Source organism: Chitinophaga nivalis (assembly GCF_025989125.1).
In the GTDB taxonomy this organism is placed as follows: Bacteria; Bacteroidota; Bacteroidia; order Chitinophagales; family Chitinophagaceae; genus Chitinophaga; species Chitinophaga nivalis.
Genome location: NZ_JAPDNR010000001.1, coordinates 4,472,961 through 4,495,828, shown reverse-complemented (window position 1 = coordinate 4,495,828; position 22,868 = coordinate 4,472,961). Strand labels below are relative to the sequence as shown.

Annotated in this window: 17 protein-coding genes; 4 read left to right on the top strand and 13 right to left on the bottom strand. The window is 47.4% G+C overall.

All coding sequences use genetic code 11. The features are described from left to right. Positions 1-23: 23 nt before the first annotated feature. From OL444_RS17870 to OL444_RS17845, 6 genes are all read right to left on the bottom strand, one after another. Positions 24-3,500, bottom strand: a complete 3,477-nt coding sequence (locus tag OL444_RS17870) for a non-ribosomal peptide synthetase (protein ID WP_264730938.1) — start codon at positions 3,498-3,500, stop codon at positions 24-26. Positions 3,501-4,022: 522 nt separating this feature from the next. Continuing rightward, positions 4,023-5,390, bottom strand: a complete 1,368-nt coding sequence (locus tag OL444_RS17865; RefSeq protein ID WP_264730939.1) for a class I adenylate-forming enzyme family protein — start codon at positions 5,388-5,390, stop codon at positions 4,023-4,025. Beyond that, on the bottom strand, positions 5,374-6,546 hold the full coding sequence (locus OL444_RS17860; RefSeq protein WP_264730940.1) for a radical SAM/SPASM domain-containing protein: 1,173 nt from the start codon (positions 6,544-6,546) through the stop codon (positions 5,374-5,376). Before OL444_RS17860 ends, OL444_RS17865 begins: the two co-directional genes overlap by 17 nt. A 4-nt stretch (positions 6,547-6,550) precedes the next feature. After that, the gene (locus OL444_RS17855; protein ID WP_264730941.1) at positions 6,551-7,642 is read right to left on the bottom strand and encodes a hypothetical protein; all 1,092 of its coding nucleotides are present in this window, start codon (positions 7,640-7,642) and stop codon (positions 6,551-6,553) included. Further along, the gene (locus OL444_RS17850; protein WP_264730942.1) at positions 7,635-7,883 is read right to left on the bottom strand and encodes an acyl carrier protein; all 249 of its coding nucleotides are present in this window, start codon (positions 7,881-7,883) and stop codon (positions 7,635-7,637) included. Before OL444_RS17850 ends, OL444_RS17855 begins: the two co-directional genes overlap by 8 nt. A gap of 69 nt (positions 7,884-7,952) precedes the next feature. Beyond that, on the bottom strand, positions 7,953-9,179 hold the full coding sequence (locus OL444_RS17845; RefSeq protein ID WP_264730943.1) for a glycosyltransferase family 2 protein: 1,227 nt from the start codon (positions 9,177-9,179) through the stop codon (positions 7,953-7,955). Between the two features lie 310 nt (positions 9,180-9,489). Here OL444_RS17845 and OL444_RS17840 point away from each other — a divergent pair, with 310 nt between their 5' ends. Both OL444_RS17840 and OL444_RS17835 read left to right on the top strand, forming a co-directional pair. After that, positions 9,490-10,839 carry a condensation domain-containing protein gene (locus tag OL444_RS17840; protein WP_264730944.1) on the top strand — a complete coding sequence of 450 codons (1,350 nt, stop codon included), beginning with the start codon at positions 9,490-9,492 and terminating at the stop codon, positions 10,837-10,839. Positions 10,840-10,986: 147 nt separating this feature from the next. Continuing rightward, on the top strand, positions 10,987-11,862 hold the full coding sequence (locus tag OL444_RS17835; protein WP_264730945.1) for a hypothetical protein: 876 nt from the start codon (positions 10,987-10,989) through the stop codon (positions 11,860-11,862). 100 nt (positions 11,863-11,962) lie between these two features. Here the strand turns inward: OL444_RS17835 and OL444_RS17830 are convergent, their stop codons facing one another. The 7 genes from OL444_RS17830 to OL444_RS17800 form a co-directional block, all read right to left on the bottom strand. After that, complete coding sequence (locus OL444_RS17830) at positions 11,963-13,090, bottom strand: PepSY-associated TM helix domain-containing protein (protein WP_264730946.1); 1,128 nt, start codon at positions 13,088-13,090, stop codon at positions 11,963-11,965. 46 nt (positions 13,091-13,136) lie between these two features. Continuing rightward, a complete protein-coding gene (locus tag OL444_RS17825) occupies positions 13,137-14,384 on the bottom strand; it encodes a DUF4374 domain-containing protein (protein ID WP_264730947.1) in 1,248 nt (415 codons plus the stop codon). Positions 14,385-14,438: 54 nt separating this feature from the next. After that, positions 14,439-16,889: a TonB-dependent receptor gene (locus OL444_RS17820; RefSeq protein WP_264730948.1), complete on the bottom strand. Its 2,451-nt coding sequence runs from the start codon at positions 16,887-16,889 to the stop codon at positions 14,439-14,441. 257 nt (positions 16,890-17,146) lie between these two features. Beyond that, a complete protein-coding gene (locus OL444_RS17815) occupies positions 17,147-18,361 on the bottom strand; it encodes a DUF4374 domain-containing protein (protein WP_264730949.1) in 1,215 nt (404 codons plus the stop codon). A gap of 5 nt (positions 18,362-18,366) precedes the next feature. After that, positions 18,367-19,029, bottom strand: coding sequence for a hypothetical protein (locus OL444_RS17810; protein ID WP_264730950.1), 663 nt, complete (start codon positions 19,027-19,029; stop codon positions 18,367-18,369). Positions 19,030-19,082: 53 nt separating this feature from the next. Further along, entirely contained in the window at positions 19,083-19,637 is a 555-nt protein-coding gene (locus OL444_RS17805; protein WP_264730951.1) for an RNA polymerase sigma-70 factor, read from the bottom strand. Between the two features lie 432 nt (positions 19,638-20,069). Then, positions 20,070-20,930, bottom strand: a complete 861-nt coding sequence (locus OL444_RS17800; protein WP_264730953.1) for a DUF3108 domain-containing protein — start codon at positions 20,928-20,930, stop codon at positions 20,070-20,072. Positions 20,931-21,117: 187 nt separating this feature from the next. On the opposite strand from OL444_RS17800, the gene OL444_RS17795 reads away from it, so the two are divergent. Next, complete coding sequence (locus tag OL444_RS17795; protein WP_264730955.1) at positions 21,118-22,131, top strand: sensor histidine kinase; 1,014 nt, start codon at positions 21,118-21,120, stop codon at positions 22,129-22,131. Continuing rightward, the gene (locus tag OL444_RS17790) at positions 22,128-22,838 is read left to right on the top strand and encodes a LytR/AlgR family response regulator transcription factor (RefSeq protein WP_264730957.1); all 711 of its coding nucleotides are present in this window, start codon (positions 22,128-22,130) and stop codon (positions 22,836-22,838) included. Before OL444_RS17795 ends, OL444_RS17790 begins: the two co-directional genes overlap by 4 nt. The last annotated feature ends 30 nt before the right edge of the window (positions 22,839-22,868 follow it).

The following is a 22,868-nucleotide window of genomic DNA, read 5'->3' as shown; positions in this document are numbered from 1 at the left end:
CCGTTTATACGAAACCGTTGGTATTACCATTCCTGTACTACCTGCCGGAATATTTTACGCAGCCGCTCAATATCGACGGTGTAGCTGGTACGGAACAGGAATATGAGTCTTCCGGGTGCAGTTGCTGTAATGCAGTTCAGCAAAGAATACATTGGCAATGGATTGGGGGTTACCTTTACCGATTCCTCTATCGCCAGCATATCTTCGTCTTCGCGGTTACCCAGGAAGTTAAACATCAGCATATCCATGAACTCAAAGTTTTCACCGACATCCATGAGGCGGATTGTTTTGCTCCAGGTATTCCGGAAAGAGGGATGCATCAGGATATTCAGGAAGTTCAGGTTATGTTTTTTCAACTGGGCGAGGCGGCCGGATACGCTGGTCCGGATCTCGCTGGATTGGTGATCTGCATGTACCACCATCGGTACCATATCCGTAAACTCGCCTACGGTATTGTAAAATCCGTTTTCTTCGTACTGACGGCCCTCGCATACAAATAATACGGGAACGGCCGTAATGCCCAGGTAACGGGCCATCGCTCTCGCAAATAATGTCGTGCCCAATTCCCATCCGTTTACCTCTTCCAGTTTGCCCTCCACGGGTACGCTGATGTTAAATTCATAACTCCATTCTGATCCGAGGCCCTTCACGGCCTGTTTCATTTTTTGTTTGCTTTCGTAGTATGTTTCCAGTTCAAACGCTGCGAGTACATTGGCCTCGGTCAGTTGTTGCGGGCCTTTGTTGATCTGCTCTGTATAAGCACCGAAAGAGACCATTTCTTCTTCCGGCAATGGCTGCTGATGCAACAACGCATTGTAATAGTTCATCAGCTGCCCTTTGATTACTTCGCCGCTTACCCGGTCAAAAATCACGTGGCTGAATACCATGAGCAAATGATTTTCCCGCTGGTTAGTACGGAACAGGACCAACTGGTGCAATAACGTATCCGGCTCGTATTTATAGGCCAGCAAGGCACCTACTCTTTCTTCCAGTGCCTCCGGCGTTGCCTGATATCCTCTCAGATCAAGCACCAGCACTGCGGGTGTAAAGGCAGTGGCATCATAACTATGTTCTTCCCATACATACCCCTCTTCCTGTTTTACGGCAATACTGCGCAGCAAGCCTTGTTTTTCGATCAGGATACTATAGGCTTTTTCCAGTAATGGTATATCCACATATCCTTCTATCAGCATCACGGCTGCACTGGCAGGGGTTTTAAATCCGATCTGCAACTGCTGCATCGTAGACAGGGCATGCTTATCGATGACTGGTTTGGTTTTGACCCATTCATCAAGGCGGGCCAGATTCTGGGTGAACTGTGTTTCGTAGTAGCTGATATCCAGGTTGTCCAGTGGCTGCAATCCCAGCCATGCCCCCAACGCGTTTTCGTCCAGCACGGCATCTTCCGGTAGTTCCGACAGGCGGCCATCCAGGCTAAAATATTCCGGCAGTATAGCCGTAACAACCTGTGTTCTCAACAGCGCCGTTATTTCATGAGCAGCGAGATTAACCAGTTGCCGGGTATACAGGACACGTATTTTTCCTTTTCTCCCGTCCTTCGTTATCGTTACTTCCCGGTAGTAAAAACGGGTGCCGGTGCGCTCCTCCAGGTATGCCAGTAATTCTTCCGGTGTTTGCAGCTGTTTGTTTTCCTGGGTTGTAAAGAGATGTTTAACAATTTCCTCAATGGATTTATAATGGAAAATATCTCTCAGCGTCATCGGGAATCCGGCTTTATTCATCTTGGAGCGGAGCGTGATCGCAATAATGGAGTTACCTCCCAGTTCTATAAATCCTTTGCGGGTATCAATGTAAGGCAGTTTCAATACGGCTTTCCATATCTCCGCCAGCTTAGCTGCAGCTTCGCTACCCGGCTCATGCCCTGTATCTTCTACTGCCAGCTGGTATTTCGGCAGCGCATTTTTATCGGTTTTACCATTGGCGGTGAGTGGTAATGCCGGCAGGTACACCAATCCTGCAGGGATCATATACTCCGGCAGGCGGCCCTGCAGCTGTTCCAGTAATGCTACATGATCCAGCTCCTGGTCTGCCACATAATAGCCTACCAGGAATTTATTCCGGGCGTCCGCATCGTCCTGTACCACTACTACCGCCTGTTTTACTCCCGGCAATGTGTTCAATTCTACGGCTATTTCATCCGGTTCAATACGATAGCCTCTGATTTTTACCTGCCCGTCTATACGGCCCAGGCACACCAGGTTGCCGTCTGGCAGGTACTGAGCGAGATCGCCGGTGCGGTATAATTTTTCGTGGGTACCGGCAGCCACCTGTGCGGCCGTTCGGAATGGGTTGCGTATAAAATGACGGGCAGTCAGTTCCGGCAGGTTTACGTAGCCTCTTGCTACGCCGGTGCCACCCAGGTACAGCTCACCTACCACACCTGCTGGTTGCTGCTGCAGTTGTTCATCCAGTACATAAGTTGTTGCCCCTGTAATCGCGGTGCCGATAGGTACTACGGTGGCATTTTCCGCCAACCGCTGATTACATAAAAAGGTGGTAGCGAAAGTAGTACATTCCGTAGGGCCGTATACGTTAGTCAGCTGCACCTCCGGATAGTTTTTCAGGAAGTCTGCGACATGCACGGGAGAAGCCTGTTCGCCGCCAAACAGGATCTGACGGAGGCGACTGAGGCCTGGCAGCTGTTCATCCACGAGGGTGTTAAACAACGCGGTTGTTACAAAAAAGAGGGAGATCTGATGCCGGATGATCAGTTGTTCCAACTTGCCGGGATCCAGCATGCTTTCTTTGTCGGCGATGAATACGGCGGCGCCATTCAGGAGGGCACCGAAAATATCGAATACAGCGCCGTCAAATGAGAAAGTAGAGAGCGCCAACAGGTTGTCTGCCGGTGTTATGTTTACATAGTCTACTTCCTTTACCAGGTGTACCACGCTTTGATGTGTTACCTGCGTGCCTTTGGGGCGGCCGGTAGTACCACTGGTATAAATAATGTAGGCCAGATGATACGGCAGTACGGCAGGTTCCGGATTGATAGCGCGCCAGGTGGTTAGTTCCTTCCGGAAGTCGGCGCGGTCTATGGCCACCACCGGTAATGGCGTGGTATTGTTTGGTGCAGTCTGGCCAATACCTGCCAGTTTATTATGCCATACGTCCTGTGTCAGTACTGCTTTTACAGCGGCGTCCTGCAGGATATAGGCGATTCTTTCCTCCGGGTAGGATGGTGCGACAGGTACATAGGCGCCGCCGGCTTTCAGCACTGCCAGCACCGCTACGACAAACTCCACGCCGCGGTCGAAACATAACGCTACCGGGTCATCAGGACGAATATAATACGTTTGCTGTAGCCAGGCAGCCAGCCGGTTGGCTTGCTCATTGAGCTCCCGGTAGGTTAACCGGTGCGTGTCATCTGCCAGTGCAATTTGCTCCGGCAATAATTGTGCTTGCTCTTCAATACAGCTGTGAATCAGCTTACTAAGTACAGACGTGTGTACAGCGGGACTTTCGGGAAAGTTATTCATTTCGTTGAATCGTTTTAACATGTTGAAGGAGATCAGACGATGGTGTATCGTTGCAGGAAATCAGCCGCCTGGTACAACAGGTGTACCATCACACCAGCCGGTATATTTATTTGGTTCCGTAATGAGTTAACATATACTTTAAGGGTTCTCTGCCCCGGGTTACAAATACAACATCGGTTCCATTCGGGCTAACCTGGTGGCATTACAATACATAACGACATTAAAAGTGGACTTCAATTACAATACTATCCAACGCTGTATGATCAAAAACGATGGATACACCAACATTACTAAAATTGTTTGCAGGTTCAGTTTAAATCAGCAGGTTTCACTTATAAAATGCTACATACTTTAACACACTATCTCTAAAGATCAGTCAGTGGCGCTCCTCTATATCAGCTTACTGTTCCGCTCAAGATGCGGTCAAAGTTAGTTTACCTCACAGTAGGAATACTTCAGTGAAAAAAAAGTTTGTTGAAGTATTCCGCGCACATTATTGGTTTACCCAATCGGGCTTTTTTTTTAAAAACGTACTATCTTTCCGGTAGCTGTTCTTTTGATCACAGGTACCTGTAGCCATTCATCCGGCACCATGTATGCCGGTAAATATTGTACCAGATAAGCCTGCAACGCTGCTACCGGCAATGCTACTGCCGACTCACAGGCAGCCTGCAGTTTGCCATTCTCCCCTAAATACACACGCGATGCCTGTATACCATCAAAAGTATTCAGCACGGTTTCAATTCTCACGGGGTTGATGCGAAAACCTTTGTATTTAAAAAATACGGTACTTCTGCCTTCCAGGTAAAAACCCGTGCCCCGGCGGCTCACCACATCTCCTGTTGGTATTGTAACAACAACACCGGCATCGGTTTCCGTGGTTACACACAATACGCCGGTATCGCCGGTTCCCTCCTCTTCTGCCTGTACAGACAACTGATAAACGGGCAGCCAGCTGGTAAGGTAAGCCGGATTGATATCTTCTCCTGTCACAAATTCCTGAATGGCGATGACCGAAGGTATTTCCGTGATACCGTAACGAACAGAATAACGCACCTCCGGAAAAGCCTCCTGCAGCCATCCCGTAAGACCGGTATCTACTGCATCGCCGCCGAATCCGATATGTTTCAGGCGGGGCAGTTTCAACCGGGAAACGACCGATTTCAGCTGGCGGTAAAAGTAGGGCACGCCTTCTATTGCCTCTATCACGGCAGCCGTTGCCGGATGAAAGAGGGTGGTTACCGGCCCCAGTAAAGCACGTTCCCGGGGAAGTATAATAGCCGCGCCCATCATGGTATATTCCAGCATTGCACTTAATCCGTAGGAATGAAATAAAGGCGGCGTAATATAAACGGTTTTACAGTCCTGCAGGTAATGCAGTTGGCGTTGATTGTATAAACAACGGAGTGCAGCCAGTAGCTGATAGTGGGTATTGCAAATCAGTTTAGGCTTGCCCGTAGTACCGCTGGAAAAAAAATAAACAGCGGCTACCGGTCCCACGTCTGCCAGCGATGCCTCCTCTCCGGGTCCTGCAGCACCTGGCTGCAGGAAATCTTCTTTTCCGGTGATAACAAGGGGTATATGGGGGAAAGCTGCCAGGTCCTGTTCCAGGGCTGTTTCGTGCAAATCCGGCAGCAGTAATACATCCATACCAGCCAGCATGCATGCCCAAAAAACAAAGAGCAGCTGCTGGTGGCAGGGAATATTAAGGGCGACCATTTTCCGTTCCGGATTTACCGCTATCAATCCGGCAGCAATATGCCGGATGATGCGGTCACTTTCCTGATAGGTGAAAGTCTTTTCTTTCGTAATGTAAGGGTGGTCCGGGAAACGATCTACCTGTTGCCGGAAAAGTGCCGGCAGGGAATTGGCATCAAATACCGTTGGCATACAATATTTCACATTTTGAACAAATACTCATCAGCTCATTGTTATGTACTTCCCGGAAGCGTTTGTAATCAGGTCCATTCCATACATCTTCCAGGCTTTGGTTATTCAGGTCGCCGACAATAAATTCAGTGAACTTCTTGCAAGGCGTTACCTGACCGCTGGGGAGCAGGTCGATACGATTGGAAATACCTAAACAACGGGTTTTACGCTGGGCTGGTTTGGTAGCGCCTTCAATGTAATCTACCAGGTCTTCGCGTAAGTCAGGATGGAAGCGAATCCGGATATCCCAGGTTTTGTTCATGATTTTTTCTATCTGCACCTTCAGTTCCGGAATCATCTCCTGACTGATTTTAAAGTCGAAAGAATGCCATGAATTCCCTTTTCCTCTATCTGTATTCATCCAGTGGTATTTCTCCGCAAAAAATGCATCCATTTCGTCTGCTACGTGATCCGGAATAAACCAGGGGAAATTGAGGAACAGCGAATTGATACCTTTCTTTTCATAGTATTCACAGAAATCATAGAGCTGCGGAATCAATCCGTCGCTGATCACCGCTTCTACAGAAATGGTTCCCTTGTACTCTCCTTTTTGTTGTCTGGCCAGCAAGGTTTCCAGGTTTTCCAGGATTTTGCCGTAGGTATTTTTTCCTCTTATCTTATCGTGTATGTCTTCCGGGCCTTCGATGCTGATTAATATATTCAGGCATTCGGAGATACTGATCAGGGATTCCATCTGATGTTGCAGGTTCACGGCGTTGGTACACATCACGGTATCCCGGGGATCTTCTTTCAACAGTTCAATCAGTTCATCCCAATGTGCGTAGAGGGTAGGCTCACCACCCCACAGGTACAGGGAAGATTGCTGTGCTTTTGTTTTTTCAAACAATTCGCGGACTACTTCAATACGCAGGTCTCCTTCTTTTTTCAGGGCTGATTTATCGAGGCTATGGTGATAACCACCGATATCCCACTGGAAACAGTGCGTACATCGCAGGTTACAGCGATTGGTGAGTTTGAGGCCGATTTCATCCGGAAACTCCCGGGCATAGGTAGCATCTACTTCCCGCTCCCGCGCGCATTCCCGTATAGATTGCAGTTTACGCTGCATTTTCTGAAGTCCAAGACTATCATACTTAAGCGTTGTTCTGGGTTGCATAGATTTATGGATTTAAATGATCAATGAGGTTTTGTTTGTATTGTGCTATCAGTTGACAGAAAAGGTCTTTTTTATGTTGATTCACCGCTACCAGATTTTCGTGCATCGTCGTCAGTGCTGCCAGTGGAAAACCCTGTGCTTTCCAGGTCGTCCATTTCATACCCAGCCCCATGCTGATCCATAAAGACTGGTTGGCACTTTCATGTACACCGATGCCCTCCAGAAAAATAACCGGTGTGGCGGTGATCAGCGAATCTACCAGCGTCATACCACCGGGCTTGCTGATAATGGCCCGGGCATCAGCCATCAGTTCCAGGCTTACATGGTAGTTGTTGCAGTACAATAAATTTTCGGTATGGATTTTCTTTAATCCGGGAAACACAGCTGTTTCAGCTTCCGGCATTACGTTCAGGTAATAGTGTATATTGCCGCTGGCCGCCGCTGAGGTAGTATTGATGATACATATTTTCTGATACAGGTCAGGAATAGCCGCGATTTCCGCCGGTTCAAAAACACCCCAGCCGCCGCCATGTGCAATCACCTGTCTGGTTCGTTTCTGCCAGGCAATTTCCGGCAGGTCTGCTGTCAGCTGCAGGGTATAATTAATTTCCGTTTTTTCCACGTCAAAAAACCGGTACAGTTCACGCGGATATTTTTTGGTATGCATGATCGGCTGCCATACCGGCGATGCCTTTGCATCCATGATAATACCCGTTACCACAATAGGCATTACCGTTGCGTATCCTTCCAGGATGTCTGCCCAGTAACCGGAGAAACAAATAAATTCCCGGCGCGCTTCCAGTTGCCATTGATCGATCAGTTGCTGCCTGGCCACCGGAGAGAACAGGTGCGTGTTGTTAAAATCCAGTTTAGCAGCTACCCTGGCCAGATGTGGATTGCCATTGAAGGCTTTTCTGGTTTTATCAAAAGTGGCTCTTTTTTCTTCTGTAAAATAGTCCTCCACAAAAAGCAAGGTGGCCGGGATACCAGCTTTTATCAGCCGGTTTTTCAACAGCAGCGATGGAATATACTGGCCGAAGCCCAGTCGGGACGACAATATGGTTACCTCACCCGGTTCCCTGCTATGCTCAGGCATTTTTAGGTATATTTTGGTTCACAAAATGTGCAATACTATCGAGACTATCGAAAACGGTCAGACTGAGTGCACTCATGTCTACTTCCATCTCAAATGTTTTTTCCAGTTCTACAATGAATTCGATCAGGTTGAGTGAGTTCAATCCAAGATCAAACAGCAGATTAGTGGAATGCATGGCCAGGTTTACATCTACCTGTTCTCCGGTTACCCGCTCAATGGCTTTGATAATTTTGTCTTTCATGATTGGACGCTTGAATGTGGTTGTTATATTTTTAAAAAGGTATGTACCGTAAAATCAGTTGGTCTCTTATCAGGCGGTATCCATTTCCTGCAACCGGAACTTGCCGGTGCGGGTAAGTTTATTCCATTGTTGTTTTCCTTTAAACAAGAGTACCATGGCAGCATGCAGGATAATGATGGTGGTAAATATCCGGAAGAAAAAACGCTGCGGTATTACCCGCAGATAAGCGCCTGTTTCTGCCCGGTTATGATAAAGCCCCATCCAGGAACAAATACCATCTGCCAGTATAAACACCACGTAATAAAGCAGCCACGCAGTACTGCCCTGCACTACACTCCACAACACCCATCCGTCTATCACACATCCGGTTACCTGTGCCAGTTTGTTATAATACAGATCAAATAACAGCGCCATCCTGCTGCTTGCATTGTAGCTGCGGCTCCTTAAAAAACGACGGTGTTCCAGGATAGTTTGCAGGTTGCCGTAAATCCACCGCATCCGTTGTTTATATAATGCCGGTAAGGTTTCCGGCACTTCTGTTTCTCCTGTTGCGGCAGATGCATAGGTGATTTTATATCCTTGCTTTACCAGTCTGATGGTGAGGTCATAATCTTCCGTCAGCGCTGTTTCCCGAAAGCCGCCTGCTTCCCGCAAGCGATTGGTACGGAACAATCCCAGTGCACCGGGGATCACAGATATCCAGTTACGATGCTGCAAAAATGACTTCTCATAATTGATCGTCTGGTATTCTATTTTCTGGAATTGTATCAACCAGTTTTTGTTGGCATTACCTACTTTTATATTGCCACATACGGCGGCGATATCCGGATCACTGAAATGCGACAGCGACGAAGGCAACACGCCGGGCGGCACCATCGTATCTGCATCAATCACCCCAACGATTGCTGTCTGCACCAGTTCCAGTCCGTAATTCAACGCAGCCGACTTTCCTTTATTGGACTGCGTATAAATGCTTACATCCGGATGCAATCCGAAGCGGCGAACAAGTACCTGCAGGGTATTATCCGTAGAACCATCATTGATCACCAGTATTCGCAAACCCGGTAATTCATGACACAGCAAGGTTTCAATAACAGCGGCAATGGTTACTTCTTCATTGTAAGCCGGAATTAAAATGGTGAGCGCAGGCAAATCTTCCATTGTATCAGCATGATCAGGTACGTTGGCAACGGATTTCTTTTTTTTACCTGGCAATCTTGTAAATAAACAAGTTACCCCTTTCAATAACAGCAATACGATGGTGGTCCATGCTAACAAACTAAACGGTCCAGTCATCTTGGGTTTTCTTTTGGTCAAACAACTCCTTGCTGCTGCGTGCAGCAGCATTACACACGATATATTATAATAAGGTTTTTAACTGATAACGGGTATTGGCATTAATCGCTTATGGGTAAACGGAATCTGGGTTTTAAGGCATGATCAAATAAACAATAAGCACCGGTCCGAAATAAAAGTATACGTTTTTAATTTAAAAAGCAAGCACTTAAAAAATAATTTTAAAATGATGACAACCCACTTTAAATTACATCGTTCTTACATCGCAACACATAATTTCTCGTACACGCCCTAAACAAACCGTTAACCAATGACCCGTTCCTTACATGAAGCCTTTGCCAAGCAATACGAAGATTGGATCATCAATGAGCAATATGATGTGGAAATTCTGTTGAGTAAAATCAGATTGGATACATTTGACCGCACTGCCTTTGAAAAAGCCTACCGGACCGTAGTAGAAAGACATGAAAGTTTGCGCACAGTATTTATATACGAAGCCTCCACTTTATATCAGCAGGTATTATCCGGCGATACCGCTGCCGGCTTCGCTCCTATCTATCTGGACAGCGCACCGGACCAGGTATCTGTAGCCACGCTCATGCCGATGCTGATGCAAACGATGCGTAACCTCTCTGCACCACCACTCTTCCGCATATATGTTATCCCGGACGGTACATCCGCTATTGTGTATCTGGCATTACATCATATCATATCTGATGAATGGTCGGTTAAAATACTGATCAGTGAATTAACGGAGGCCTATGCTGCATGGCAGGCAAATACACCACCTGCGGAAACACCATTACCATTGCAACTCAAGGATTACTCCCGCTTAAAAAATGAAGAGTGGCATCTTAAAAAAGAAGAGCGCATACAATATTGGTTGCATAAACTTACACCGTTGTTGCTGGGTGGGTTGCAAAACAGGTTGATAAAGTTGTTGCAACAAAACGAAACTGCTGTATCTCTGCATCCATCACAATATGATGCATTCCTGAAAGGAGTGCTCAACACACCCGGCAAAGCTATGCAATACGCCTGTCCGTTGCCTGCGGATACCTATGCACAGCTACAGCAACTGTCGGCCTCCTCACGCATCAGCAGACCGGGTATTCTCCTCGCCAATGCTACCTTGTTGTTTTACACCGTTTATAAACAACCCGAGATCATGATCTCTACGCTTGCAGGCGACCGGTTCAAAAAACAAACCGCGCGCCTCATCGGGCACCTGATGGGTGGTAGTTTTATTCGTGTACCCGTGAATCCACAACACACAGTCCTGCAAGTGATACAACAAACTTACCTGGAGTTTCTGCAAACCATGAAATACCTGTTGCTGAATTACGACGACTTCCGCGACCTGCCATTGCAATCTGCGTCGCTGCTCCATGTAAATTATCTGAATGAATCTTTCCGGAATGAAGCCTGGGAACAACCTGTGTGGGGCCATACGCCTATCGACCTTGTTTTTTATCCGTTGTCGGTGATCATCGCGGATGACGGCGACAGTTGTTCCTTCCAGTGGAACTACCACAGCAGCTTTTATACCCCGGAACAGCTGACGGAACTGGCCACACAATTCAACGCGCTCCTGCACCGGATCACATCTTCGCCGGAAATACCCGTCGACAGGCTTTTCCAGCAGGCAGACGCTGAATAATCCTACTGCTGTTAAACAGCAGGAATTTTTTATGCCGGTAAATAAAATTCATCACGTATCCTAACTATCAGGCATATACGTTTATCCATTTTAGTTTATTAAACATATGCTATCCGGGAACGTATTTATTATTGTCAAACTATACATATGAAATATTCATTTTTAACAGCCCTCCTGCTAACATCCGGGACGGCTGTATTCGCACAGAATGCGACTACTATCAGCGTGAATGATACCAGGAGTATACAGGAAATCCCTGATAGCTTCCGCCGGCAGGCAAGATTTGATATGAAGTTCCGGAACGTGGTAGGCGTACCTGGCACAGGGCACTATTCTGCAATGCTGACTATGGCGCCCTGGAATGACAGCACCGGCGGTAAGGTACATCAGCTGAACTTCAATGCAGGCGGCATCTTTTACCGGCAGGGGTTACAAAAGCAAGGCTGGGAAAACTGGACAAAGCTGATCACCGACAGTGGGGCACAAACCATTAATGGCGCATTCACCTTCACCGGTACGGATCGTATGCAGGAGTTCAACAGCCCCCGCACCGGCGCCTATCAATACACCAGCTATACAGACCCCGGTGGCAGAAGAGCCTGGGTGGGCATCGATCCACAAAATAATTATACCATTGCCCGCGAGAAAGGCGGACACATTTTATTGCTCGGCGCCAATGTAGGTATCGGCACCTCCGACCCCGCCTATAAGCTGGCCGTCAATGGCACTATTGGCGCACAAAGGGTAAAAGTAACTTCCACCGGCTGGCCGGACTTTGTATTCCGGGAAGACTATGCACTCCCCGCTTTAAAAGAGGTGGCTGCCTTTATTGCTGCCCACCGGCATTTACCGGATATTCCTGCAGCCGGAGAAATAGAACAGGAAGGACATGACCTGGGAGAGATGAATAAAAAGTTACTGCAGAAAATAGAAGAGCTCACCCTCTATATGATTCAACAGGATAAAAAGCTGGAAGCAGTGAGGAAGGAATTACAACAGCTGAAAGCAGCGCGACAAAAATAGACCGGCTATAAAAAGAGACTCCCGGATAATCACTATCCGGGAGCGTTCTTACACATTGTTAACACTTAACTTATTATCGGGATACTTATCCGCTATCACACTATTCCACCTGCAATTTTTTTGCCGGCGTCTTACTTGTTTTTTTCTTTCCCCGATGCCACCAGATATAAAAACCAGTGATAGGCAAACTGGTACAAATCAGGCTGGCCAGGAAATACAGGATTTTTGTTGTCATCCCGCCGATAGCTCCTACATGCAAGGCATAGTTGGAGGTACGTACCTGGTCTGCGAAACGGAGGTCCTGTATCTTCTTACCGGAATAGGGTAATACCTCCAGGGTATTAGGATCCATATAAATATTGCGCCACTGGCCATTGATCATATCTGTACACAGATAGATCGCTTCATCCGGTTCGTCCGGAAATCCGACAATGATATCATTCTTGTTGGATTGCGCCACTTCGTGTCGCACTTTATTCCAGGCTTTATCTACCTGTAAATGGATGGTTGCTGCGGGGTGCGGTTGAATCGGCGCCGGTTCCACACGGGCCGTTTTTACGCCTCCCGTAATCCAATAAAGGCTTTTCGAAAACCAGGAGAAGCTCATGACCAGGCCGGTAGCCGCCATCAATATAGCCAGGAGTAAAGAATAAAAACCCAGCACATTATGCAGGTCGTAGTTCAGCCGTTTGAAACGGGCACTCCATTTAATTTTCAGGCTATTATTTACACCGGCTTTATTCCATTTTTTAGGATACCATAATATCAGCCCGCTGATCAGCAACAGTAAGAACACAAATGTGCTCCAGCCTATAATCTTTCCTCCAATCTTCCGGCCCATCCACAGATGTCTGTGGCCATCTTCTATAAAATGGAAAAAGTGTTCTTCTTTATCCATCGCAATCACTTTTCCGGTATAAGGGTTCATGAACAGTATCGTATCTGCAGCGATATCAATATGTGCAGCTCTGTCCAGTCCATGATACCAGATACTATGTACTTCCTTACCAGGTAAGGCTGCTGTTGCTGCAGCGTGCAGGGCGGAAGGAGGCAACATCCGGCTTTCGTCCATGGCAGGGATACGTCTTTCCGGGTGTGTGAGGTCTATAATTTCGAATTTAAATACCAATACACAGCCCGTCAGGCTCACGAATACGATAATGATCCCTGAAATCAGTCCCAACCAAAGATGGAGCCAGGCGTTGATCTTCTTAAATAATTTCAACATAAGCGGTAAAGCCGGACGCCCGTCTGGACAGGCGCCCGGTGATATCTTAGTAAGTCAGTTTGGAAATTGAAGTCACACCTTCCGCACCTTTAATGTGCAGGCCTCTCTTCGCAGTAGCTGTTTCAGCATCGATCACGTATACATAGAACTCGCCACCATCTTCTTCCATTACATAGTTAATGGTTTTGCCATCACGTTCGTTGTATACCTGCATTTTGAAATCAGGCTGCGCATGTTCAGGAGCACCCTGTACATAATTCACCGTCTGGTTGAACACGTCAACGATCGCCAGTCTTACGCGGCCACCGGACACATCACCGGTAGTAGCACCTGCATACAAAGACATCAGGAATTTACCTTTGGAGATGTATTCTGCCCGTGCAATTTTCACACCCACTCTTTTCTCCATATCGAAGAAGTAGCTCTGATCAAATTCGGTAGTACCTTTTTTGATACGGAGTACACCGGAATGATTTTTGGATTTTATGTCGTTGATTTCTCCGGCAGTAGACCAGGTATATACGTCGCCGTTTTCAACCTGATGTAAACCCTGCATACCGAACCAGTTGCCCACAAAGCCGGAACGACCGTCTGCAATGGTTTTTTCATATTTCAGTTCAGGATAGCTCAACACCGCAATCCAGGTACTATCCAGGCTGCCGTATTTACCCATCCATGGTGCACCACCTTCTACCGGTTTAAATTTGTAGTAAGGTACATACAGTTTGTTATCTACCTGGAAGAGACCTGTCCATACCGCATTTTCGCCGGTACCGGTGATCGCTTTCAGATCAATGGAACTTTTTGCAGTAACCTGCAGTTTCACCGCATCGTACAGGAAAAGCTCTCCTAATCCGCTCTGGCGCGGATCGCCACCGCCTACCCAGGCGTTATTGTTCACTGTTCCGTAAACACCGGTGCGGAAGGTATTGATCAATCTGCCGGCTTCTACTATTTTTCCTTCTTCATTCAAACGGAAAGGTGTTACCGGACCCTGGTTGGTATAAGCCTGTGCAAACAGGGTATTGTTGGTGACAATAAAAGAATAAGCTTCTACTTCCACGCCGTTACCGGTAGCCGAAATTTCTCCCTGAGAAATATCATTTGCAGTAACAATATAAGTACCGGCATTACCTGCAGCACCTTTGCCGCTATACACAAATACATATTTTGAACGGTCTTTACCCGGCGTAACAGGTGGTTCTGTTTGGGTGTCATTGTCCTTTTTGCAGGCACTCATCAGAATGACAGTTCCAAAAACACCTGTCATCAACTTCAATACTGTTTTTTTCATGTTGATAGTATTTAAAAAATTAGCTGCTACGATGTAAGCAGTTATCGGTAGTAATTATTGTTGTTGCTGTTTCCAGGAGAAATAATAACGGAGCTTCACGTTAAAAGCACGGCTGGGCTTTGGCAACTTGAAGTTATCGTAGAGCGAAGCATCCGTCAGGTTCAGACATTCTGCCGCCACATTATAACGACCACCTGCCATGGTATAGGTCAGGCTGGCATCATGCGCCCACTGTGTCGGAATCATCTTCTTGGTATCCTGTTCGCCCTGACTTGGCCAGAATAAATAGAACTGATTCACGAACTGTACGTTATATCCCAGGGAGAGGCGATTGCCTTTGTGTAATACATTATCAAATACATAGGCCGCATTGGCATTCCCAAACATATATGGCATATTGGGAATCCGATCCTGGTATACCGGACTTACTTCTTTGGAACGGGTACCGTCTTTCAGCATTTCATGTTTCGTGCTGTTGCGGATGTTCTGATAGGTGAAGCTGCTATTGAACAGGAATACATTTTTATAGGCATAGTGAATTTCTGCATCGATGCCCCGGTTGGTAACGCCTTCATCATTCACACTCTGACGCAGGTACTCGCCGTTACTGCCTTTCATGGCGCCTACCTGGCTCCGGATATAATCAGTAGAATTGCGGAAGATGAAATTAGCCTGTACTTCAAACGCATGTACTTTGGCGATGGCAAAATTATACACAGCCCCTACGTTGATATTATCACTGCTTTCCGGACGCAAGCTCATGTTACCCAGTTCATTGATCATATCTCCGAACATCTCCTGATTATCGGGCAGGCGGTAAGCTTTTTCGTAGGATGTTTTGAACTGCAGCTGATTGGTAATAAACCAGCTACCTGCGGCGCCATAACCCAGCTTGGAAACATTTCCCTTGAAAACGTTTACGACGTAGTTGAATGTCTGCGTTGGCTGATCAAAGAATTTCTCTACTTTATTGGTTGTATTATATTGCTGGTAATGTTTTACGAAAGCCGTTGCACTGATTTTGTCGGCATAGTTGAAACGGTATCCCAGTCCTGTGATATACTTGCTGCTTTTATGCGGCTGTTTATCTTCGATATTATCGGGATCGTAGCTGTTTTTAGACTTCCGGTCGAAGGTGGTAAACATTTCATTCAATGACAGGCTGTGTTGCTCATTGATTTTATAGTCTGCCGCCAGGCTTGCCGAACCATTGTTGTTTTTAAAACGGTAGTCAGACAATCCCACTTCTCCCCCTTTGCGGTAAGGATTATTTCTGTCTTTATATTCGAAAGAGCCATCCCAGGAATATCTTTTATTAGCCGTATCCACCGCCCGCTCTTCTCCCAGGTTAAAATTGGCATTCACGCGTACTTCCAGCCCTTTTACAAACAGGTCTTTTTTGCTGTATTGCAGGGAAGGCTGCAACAGGTTGCCGGAGCGCCAGCGGGCGCCATATACGTCATGTACGCGGTTACCGGTTTGTATATCAGCGCGGTTGTTGGCGATGGTACCACCAATCAACAGGCGGTCCGCATATTTTTTACCGGTGACGCCTGCACGCAGTACGAGTGTTTCGTTGTGGTAGCGATCATGGAATCTTCTGATCCGGCCGGGCGTCAGAATACCGGTTTCAAAATCAGCTACATCTGCATCTATCCAGTAGTTATTATCTGAATAGTTCTGAAAAGCATTCATCTGCACAGTAAATCCTGAGCGGGCAACATAACCGGCATTAATGGAGGATTTGTGGGTATTGAAGGAGCCATAGGAATAAGAGGCGTCTACGAAAGTATGCGGGCGTGTGCTGGTAACGATGTTTACAGCGCCCCCCAATGCGTCGCCGCCTAACCATACGGGTACTACCCCTTTGTATACTTCAATGCGATCGGCAAAGTTGACAGGGATATTATTCAGCTGGAAAGAAGTCCCGAAGTTATCCATGGGTACACCGTCCAGGAAAAATTTCACCTGGCGGCCGGAGAAGCCGTTCAGACTGAAACGCATCTCGGAACCGGTACCACCGGATTCCCGTATCCGCACACCGGAAATACGGTTCATCAGCTGCCCCAGATCCAGTGTGGTATTATGCAACTGCCGGGCATCCACCGCCTGTACATTATAGGCCTGGCGGTTTACTTCCTTGGTTTTACCAAAGCCTACTACCGCCACACTGTTGATATCCTGTATCGCCGCCTTTACCTGGAAGCGTTCTGCTACCTGCTGACCGGCTGCCAGTATGATTTTTTTAGCGAGGGGTTCATAACCCAATGCATTAATACGTACGGTATAGGTGCCTGCAGCAAGGGACGTAAAACGGAAGTGGCCATTGGCATCGCCGGCCATTGCTTTGTTACCGGGAGATAATTGGATTGTAGCTGCAGGAACAGGCTTTCCTTCTTCGTTGGTAACGTTTCCGGAAATAGCCGCTGTTGCTGGTTGCTGGGCACGCACCTGAAAAGTGAAGGCACACAGCACCCCAGTCAGCAAAATTTCTTTAATTTGCATCGCTTTTAGATAATGTAGTATTTGAAAGTAAACCCCGGTCTGCCGGGGGAAAGAGCCGAGCAGGTACGAACTGCCGGCTCTTTTTTTATATCATATGTTTGCGGTTCTCTGTCCGGCTATCTGTCTTGTTGAATAACGTTGTCAATTAGTATTATCACAACTATTGATTTGCCCCTATGTTTTTCGGCTGCGTGCTTTTTCTTTTTCCCGATTTGATCATTGCCGCCCTAAACGGCCTGTTTTTTTTCCCGATACGATCATTCGGCGCTGAAGCGATTCATCAGCAACACCCTGCCAGGTACGATGATACCAGGTACCAGTTTACCGGTTGACGGGTAGTAACACCAGATACGGCTGGTATTGTTGCCCAGGTAAACAGGCAGGTATACGACTTCACCTGCTGCCAGTACATTTTTGCGAAAATCAGGGAAAACGGGGTCCAGTTTTAACCGGGTACGGGTAGCGTTGCGCAGATCCAGGACTTCATAGTATCCTGTGGGGGCCATGAGATAATCATCAAAACCGGTAATGCGGTGGGTGGGTACTACTTTAGTGATGGCCTTACCATCACCGATATCATACAGGGTATATAGTTCTTCGCTGCGCCCGTTTACCGGGCGGAAGGTATAGGTAGTATCGAATGAAGCGGCGCCTGTTTTGAGCCGTAATATGGCTGGCATCGTGGTTGGATGCACGGCGGTGCGGCCGCCGGGTTGCCCCAGCACATACACGGTATCCTGCAGGGATACGCTGTTGGGCGCCCATATCTGGTAGCCGCCGGGCCAGGTGGTACGCCTGTCGGTGATTACCCGCTGCAGTTCCAGCTGCGGGTAACTGTATACCAGTGTTTGCATGGCGCCATCCGGCGGGAAAACATGCTCGCGCATAAAGCCTTTCTGGAAGGTATTGAAAACAAACAAGGTATTGCCGGCCAGGTGCGCGGACCATGCCGCGAAGTTCACGCCTGCCGGCGCTTTGGGATGCGCCAGTATACTGTGTTGCAATACTTTCATGGCCTGCAGATCTATAAGGGTGCAGGCGAGGGTATCGCCCTGTATACATCCGAGCAGTAAAGTATCGGCACCTGCCTGCACGATCCAGCTGTCATAAGGTTCAAAATAAATATCCTTCATCACCAGTTCCGCATCTTTTTCCAACCCGGTGGTAGTAGCCTTATAGCGGGATAAGATGCCGGTTGCCTGGCTCATCATAAAATAATAAGGCCCGGCGGTAGCGATGACGGTACCTGCGCCGGGCATATCTGTTGCGGGCAATACCGCTGTCTTTTCTCCAAAATCTGTTACCGGAATAAACCGATCGGCGTCCTGCAGGCTGTCATACACAATTACCCCAAAACCCGGTGTGGCGCCTTCATGCTGCTGCTGGCAGGATATAGTCAGTAGCAGGGACGGTATTAATAGCAGCAATAGCCAACCGGACCTGCCAGTTAAGCCAATAATATATCTATTCACATGTATCAGTTAAAATGGGTAAAATCTTTTTTAATATGCTGGGCCAGCGCCGGTGGCATATCCATGAGGGACCTGTTTTCCACGACAATCACCTCCCCGTTGCCATATGGATAATAGGCCAGCAGGTAGGTCTTTCCTTTTCTCAGCAGCAGTTTTTTACTGGCTTTGCAGCCATCGTTTTTCGTATACGAAACAATGGTAGGCCGGTCTTCGCTGGCGGGGTTGCTCAGCAGCAGGCTGCCGGCAAAATCAATGGCCATGTTGTTGCCGGTATGGTGCATACTGACTTCACTTTGTCCGCCGAGCCTTACATGCAGGCCATCAAATGTTTTCCGTGGCAACGGGCTGTTACTTTGGTTACTGAAAGCCAGTTCCTGCTGTGAAAAGCGGGATTTCCCGGCAAAAGCAGCCACCAGGCAAACGAGTAGTATACTCGCAGCCACCGCCCATTGTACAACGATTTTCCGGATACCCGCCCGGTGATCCAAACGGTGATTTTCCGTGGTAATCTGTTCCCACATACGCTCCCTCCGGCCTTCTTCTGCCGGCGCCGGCGTTGCTATCTCTTCCTCCTCTCCTGCCAGCCAACGATCATAGGCGGCCATTTCAGCGGGAGTGGCGGTACCTGATAAACATTTCTTTAGTATTTCCGGATTCATATGCAGCATTAACTAGCATTAATTATCATGAAACAGTGTCTTCCCCTATTTTGTTTCCTGATTTAGTCAGCAAGATACTTCCCGATTCCCCTACGTAACAACTTGAGGGCCTTGGTCAGTTGATTTTCTACCGTTTTTTCTGAAATCAGCAGGTCCAGCGCAATCTCCCGGTTGTTCAACCCTTCATTGCGACTCAATTGATATACCAGCCGGCAACGGTCTGGCAAAGTGGTCACCAGCCTGTCGATCTCTTTTTTCAGAAACCGGCAGAAAAGATCCTGTTCCGTTCTGTTTTCGGTAGCAGGCAGCCGGACAGAAAGTTCTTCCAGCTTCTTCGCCTTTCTGATTTCATCATTGTAATTGCGGGAAATACGATAACGCACCGCGCGGACCAGGTAATTTTCCGCGGTATTCTCCTCCAGTACAAGTTCGTCTCTTCGCTGCCATAGTGATGTAAATACATCCTGTACAAGCCCTTCTGCCTCATAGGCATCTTCCAGATACTTATAAGCCAGGTGGTACAATTTCATCCAGTAGGCATCATATAAACGAAAGAACGTATCCTCATCAATCTTAAGCTTCCCATACGGGGAATTATCAGCATATTGGCCTGCCACTGTCTTCTAATTTAAATTTTTCTTTCAACCGTAATCTATAGAGCCGGCATTTGCGGGCAAAGGTGCGGGTAAAAAAAGTAAATCTTTTATCAAAAAAGGAAAAAGAATGACAGACAAGATAAAAACATTCCTTGTTATTTCCCGGTAACGTATAACGGCAGTGGTTATACACCGGTTCAGCTAAAAAATCAAAAGGGCGGAAATTATTCCGCCCTTTTTGCTACAGCCGTATGTTTCAGTACCAGTGGCAGTTAGTGCCCACCAGTTACCCGGGGTTACAGCCGGAGCAGTGTAAGCCGGCCCGTTCAAAATCAGATAATTGCCTGCTAACCACAGCAGTCGGTTCCTTCCTCTCCTTTTTAGAATCGCGCGGCATCCGGCCTGGTTTATATATTGTGACGTTATTGGGATATGCCAGGTTAAATGACATCGCTATATTTTTTTCCCGGCACCAGGAGTTTGAAATACACTGAGCAGATCAGGCGTAAGTCCCGGCAATTTTATTTTATACCGGTAGATGCCACCAAATTCATCTACTTCTTTCAAAAACTCATGATCTGCTTTGCTGATCCAATAGGTTTGTACATAGGTACCTCCCGGATAGGTGCCAGTGGTTTGCAGTTTCCAGCAATCCACTTCCCGGTTGCCCCAGGTAGCGAGTACTTCACTCCCGATAACGCGATACGCGGCATATTTAGGTGGTTCCAGGCCAGCATCATAAAAACGGATCAGGAAGGATTTACCGGCAGCCAGGGGCAACATCTCAAAGGTTTCAATATCCAGGTGCCAGTTATAGTTAGGTTGGTCAAAAGCCAGTTTAAATCCGGCGGCAGCATTATCTGCAACGGCATCTGCACCGGTAATGCCCGTGGCCGACCAGTTATAGGCCTTTACCTGCTTCCCTACCGCAGCTGCATGATACAATGGAGAAAAGTCGGCCGCTGTGTTGGTAGACACAAAGGTGGCAAAACGGGTGGTGTCGGCACTATACCAATACTGGTGAATGTTAAATACAGGCGTTTGCTGCTGCATGCCTTTTTCTACCTGTCTTACCCATAAGGAAAGCTGCAGCCTGTCCGGCTTACCGGGATGTTGAAAGTAGACCAGGTATTGCCGCATACCCGGCTTGAGGTAACGGGTATTCAGCCGTTGGTGCTGCTGGTCGATGGTATCTGCCTGTGCGACCGCTTTCTGTGGTAACGCTCCCCACAAAACCACTCCTGTGATACCGGCGACTACCGGCTTTAATACATACTGTTGCAGCCAAACAATGACACGACGTGTACAGTTCATACAAATGATTTAAGTTGATCAAAATCTGAGTTCAAATATTTTTATTTCTGCAGATGCCGGCAATTTTTTTCAACCAGACCGGGTAGATTTTAAACCATTGCCGTTCTTATTCCAACTGTTATATTCCGTGCGTGGCTATCTGGCTACCACGCTATGATTCCTGCCAACGAATGCTTAATTTCAACCCATGCATTTCCCGAAACGAACCTTTACGCCCGTGATGTTGCAATGGCTGGTATGGCTGTTTGTATTGCTGCTGCTATTTTTTTCCCTGCTGTCGGAAGACAGCTTCGGGCAGGCGGCCAGCTTCTCGCTGATCAATACCGCGTTCTATGCCGTGGTGATTTACGGCAACATTGATTTTCTCTATCCCCGTCTCTACCTGAAAGGACACCGGTGGTTATATATCATCGCTACGCTGCTCTTCCTGATAGTCCTGGGTATGAGCCGTGGTTACCTGGTAATGACCTTGTACAATACCTTCTTCGCCAAATATCCGGAGCCCATCACGATGGTAGGCCTGGTCCGGAATATTGTAGGGATGGTGCTCATCTATGTACTGAGCTTTATTTTCCGGATTGCGATCGCGTATTTTACCCTCAAACGGCAAACGGAAGAAATGATGCTGCAAAAAACACGCACGGAACTGAATCTGCTGAAATCACAGGTACAACCCCATTTTTTGTTCAATACCCTCAACAACATTTATTATGAAGCTTACCGCGAAGCGCCGCGCACCGCTCATCTTATTGAACGGCTGTCGGAAATCATGCGGTATTTTGTAGATGAAAGTCCGAAGGAAAAAGTACAGCTGTCTACCGAAACGGCCTTTCTTAAAAACTATATCACCCTGGAGAAAATCCGTATCCGGCATGAGATTACGCTGGAATTCCACACCGATGTACAGGAGAATTGCGAAATTCCGCCCATGTTACTGATGACTTTTGTAGAGAATATTTTTAAACATGGTATTGACAAAAGCAGTACCACCAATCAAATTAATATATCCCTGGTGCAGGAAGCGCACCGGCTCCTGTTCCGTACCTGTAACGGGTTACCCGTACATACCACGTATTCTGAACGAGGATCCGGCATCGCCAACCTGCGTAAACGACTGGACCTCCTGTATGGCAATAACTATACTTTAACGACAGAAAAAACAGCGGGAAATTTTATCGCCTTTTTAAGTGTGCCCTTATGAGTCTGACCTGTATTATTGTAGATGATGAACCCAATGCAGTAAAATTGCTGGAGCTGCATATCCGCGAAACAACGGGCTGGCAGGTGCTGGCCACCTGTTTCAATGCACTCGAAGCCCTGGAGTGCCTCCGGCAACATACGGCCGATCTGATTTTTCTGGACATCAATATGCCTGGTTTAAATGGTATGGAGCTGGCCGCACTGTTGCCCCCTGGTGTAAAAATTGTATTTACCACGGCTTATTCTGAGTATGCTGCCGCCAGTTATAACTTCCAGACAGTAGACTACTTACTGAAACCCATCACGCTCTCCCGCTTTCTGGCTGCCCGGCAAAAAATAGAAGCCAGCTTCCGGCCCCCTGTCCCCCCATCGGCGGCTGAGAGAATACCAGAGAAAGATTACTTCTTTGTAAAGTCAGGCAAAACCCTGCAGCGGATTGCCTTACAGGACCTGTTATATTTTGAAGGAGAAAAGGAGTACGTGCGGGTGGTAACCACCAAGGGCGAACTACTGGCCTATAAGCGTATGAAAGAGATTGCAGAACAACTGGGGCCTCCCTTTATCCGGGTACATAATTCCTATATTATCAACAGCAGTCAGATAGAGAAGATACAGGATAATCATATTTATATTTCCGGTAAACGTATCCCGCTGAGTGAAAAATTCCGGCCGGATTTTATGGCCCTGATTCAGCAACGGTCGTTATAATGTAACTACAGGACGTTACGCATGATGGTA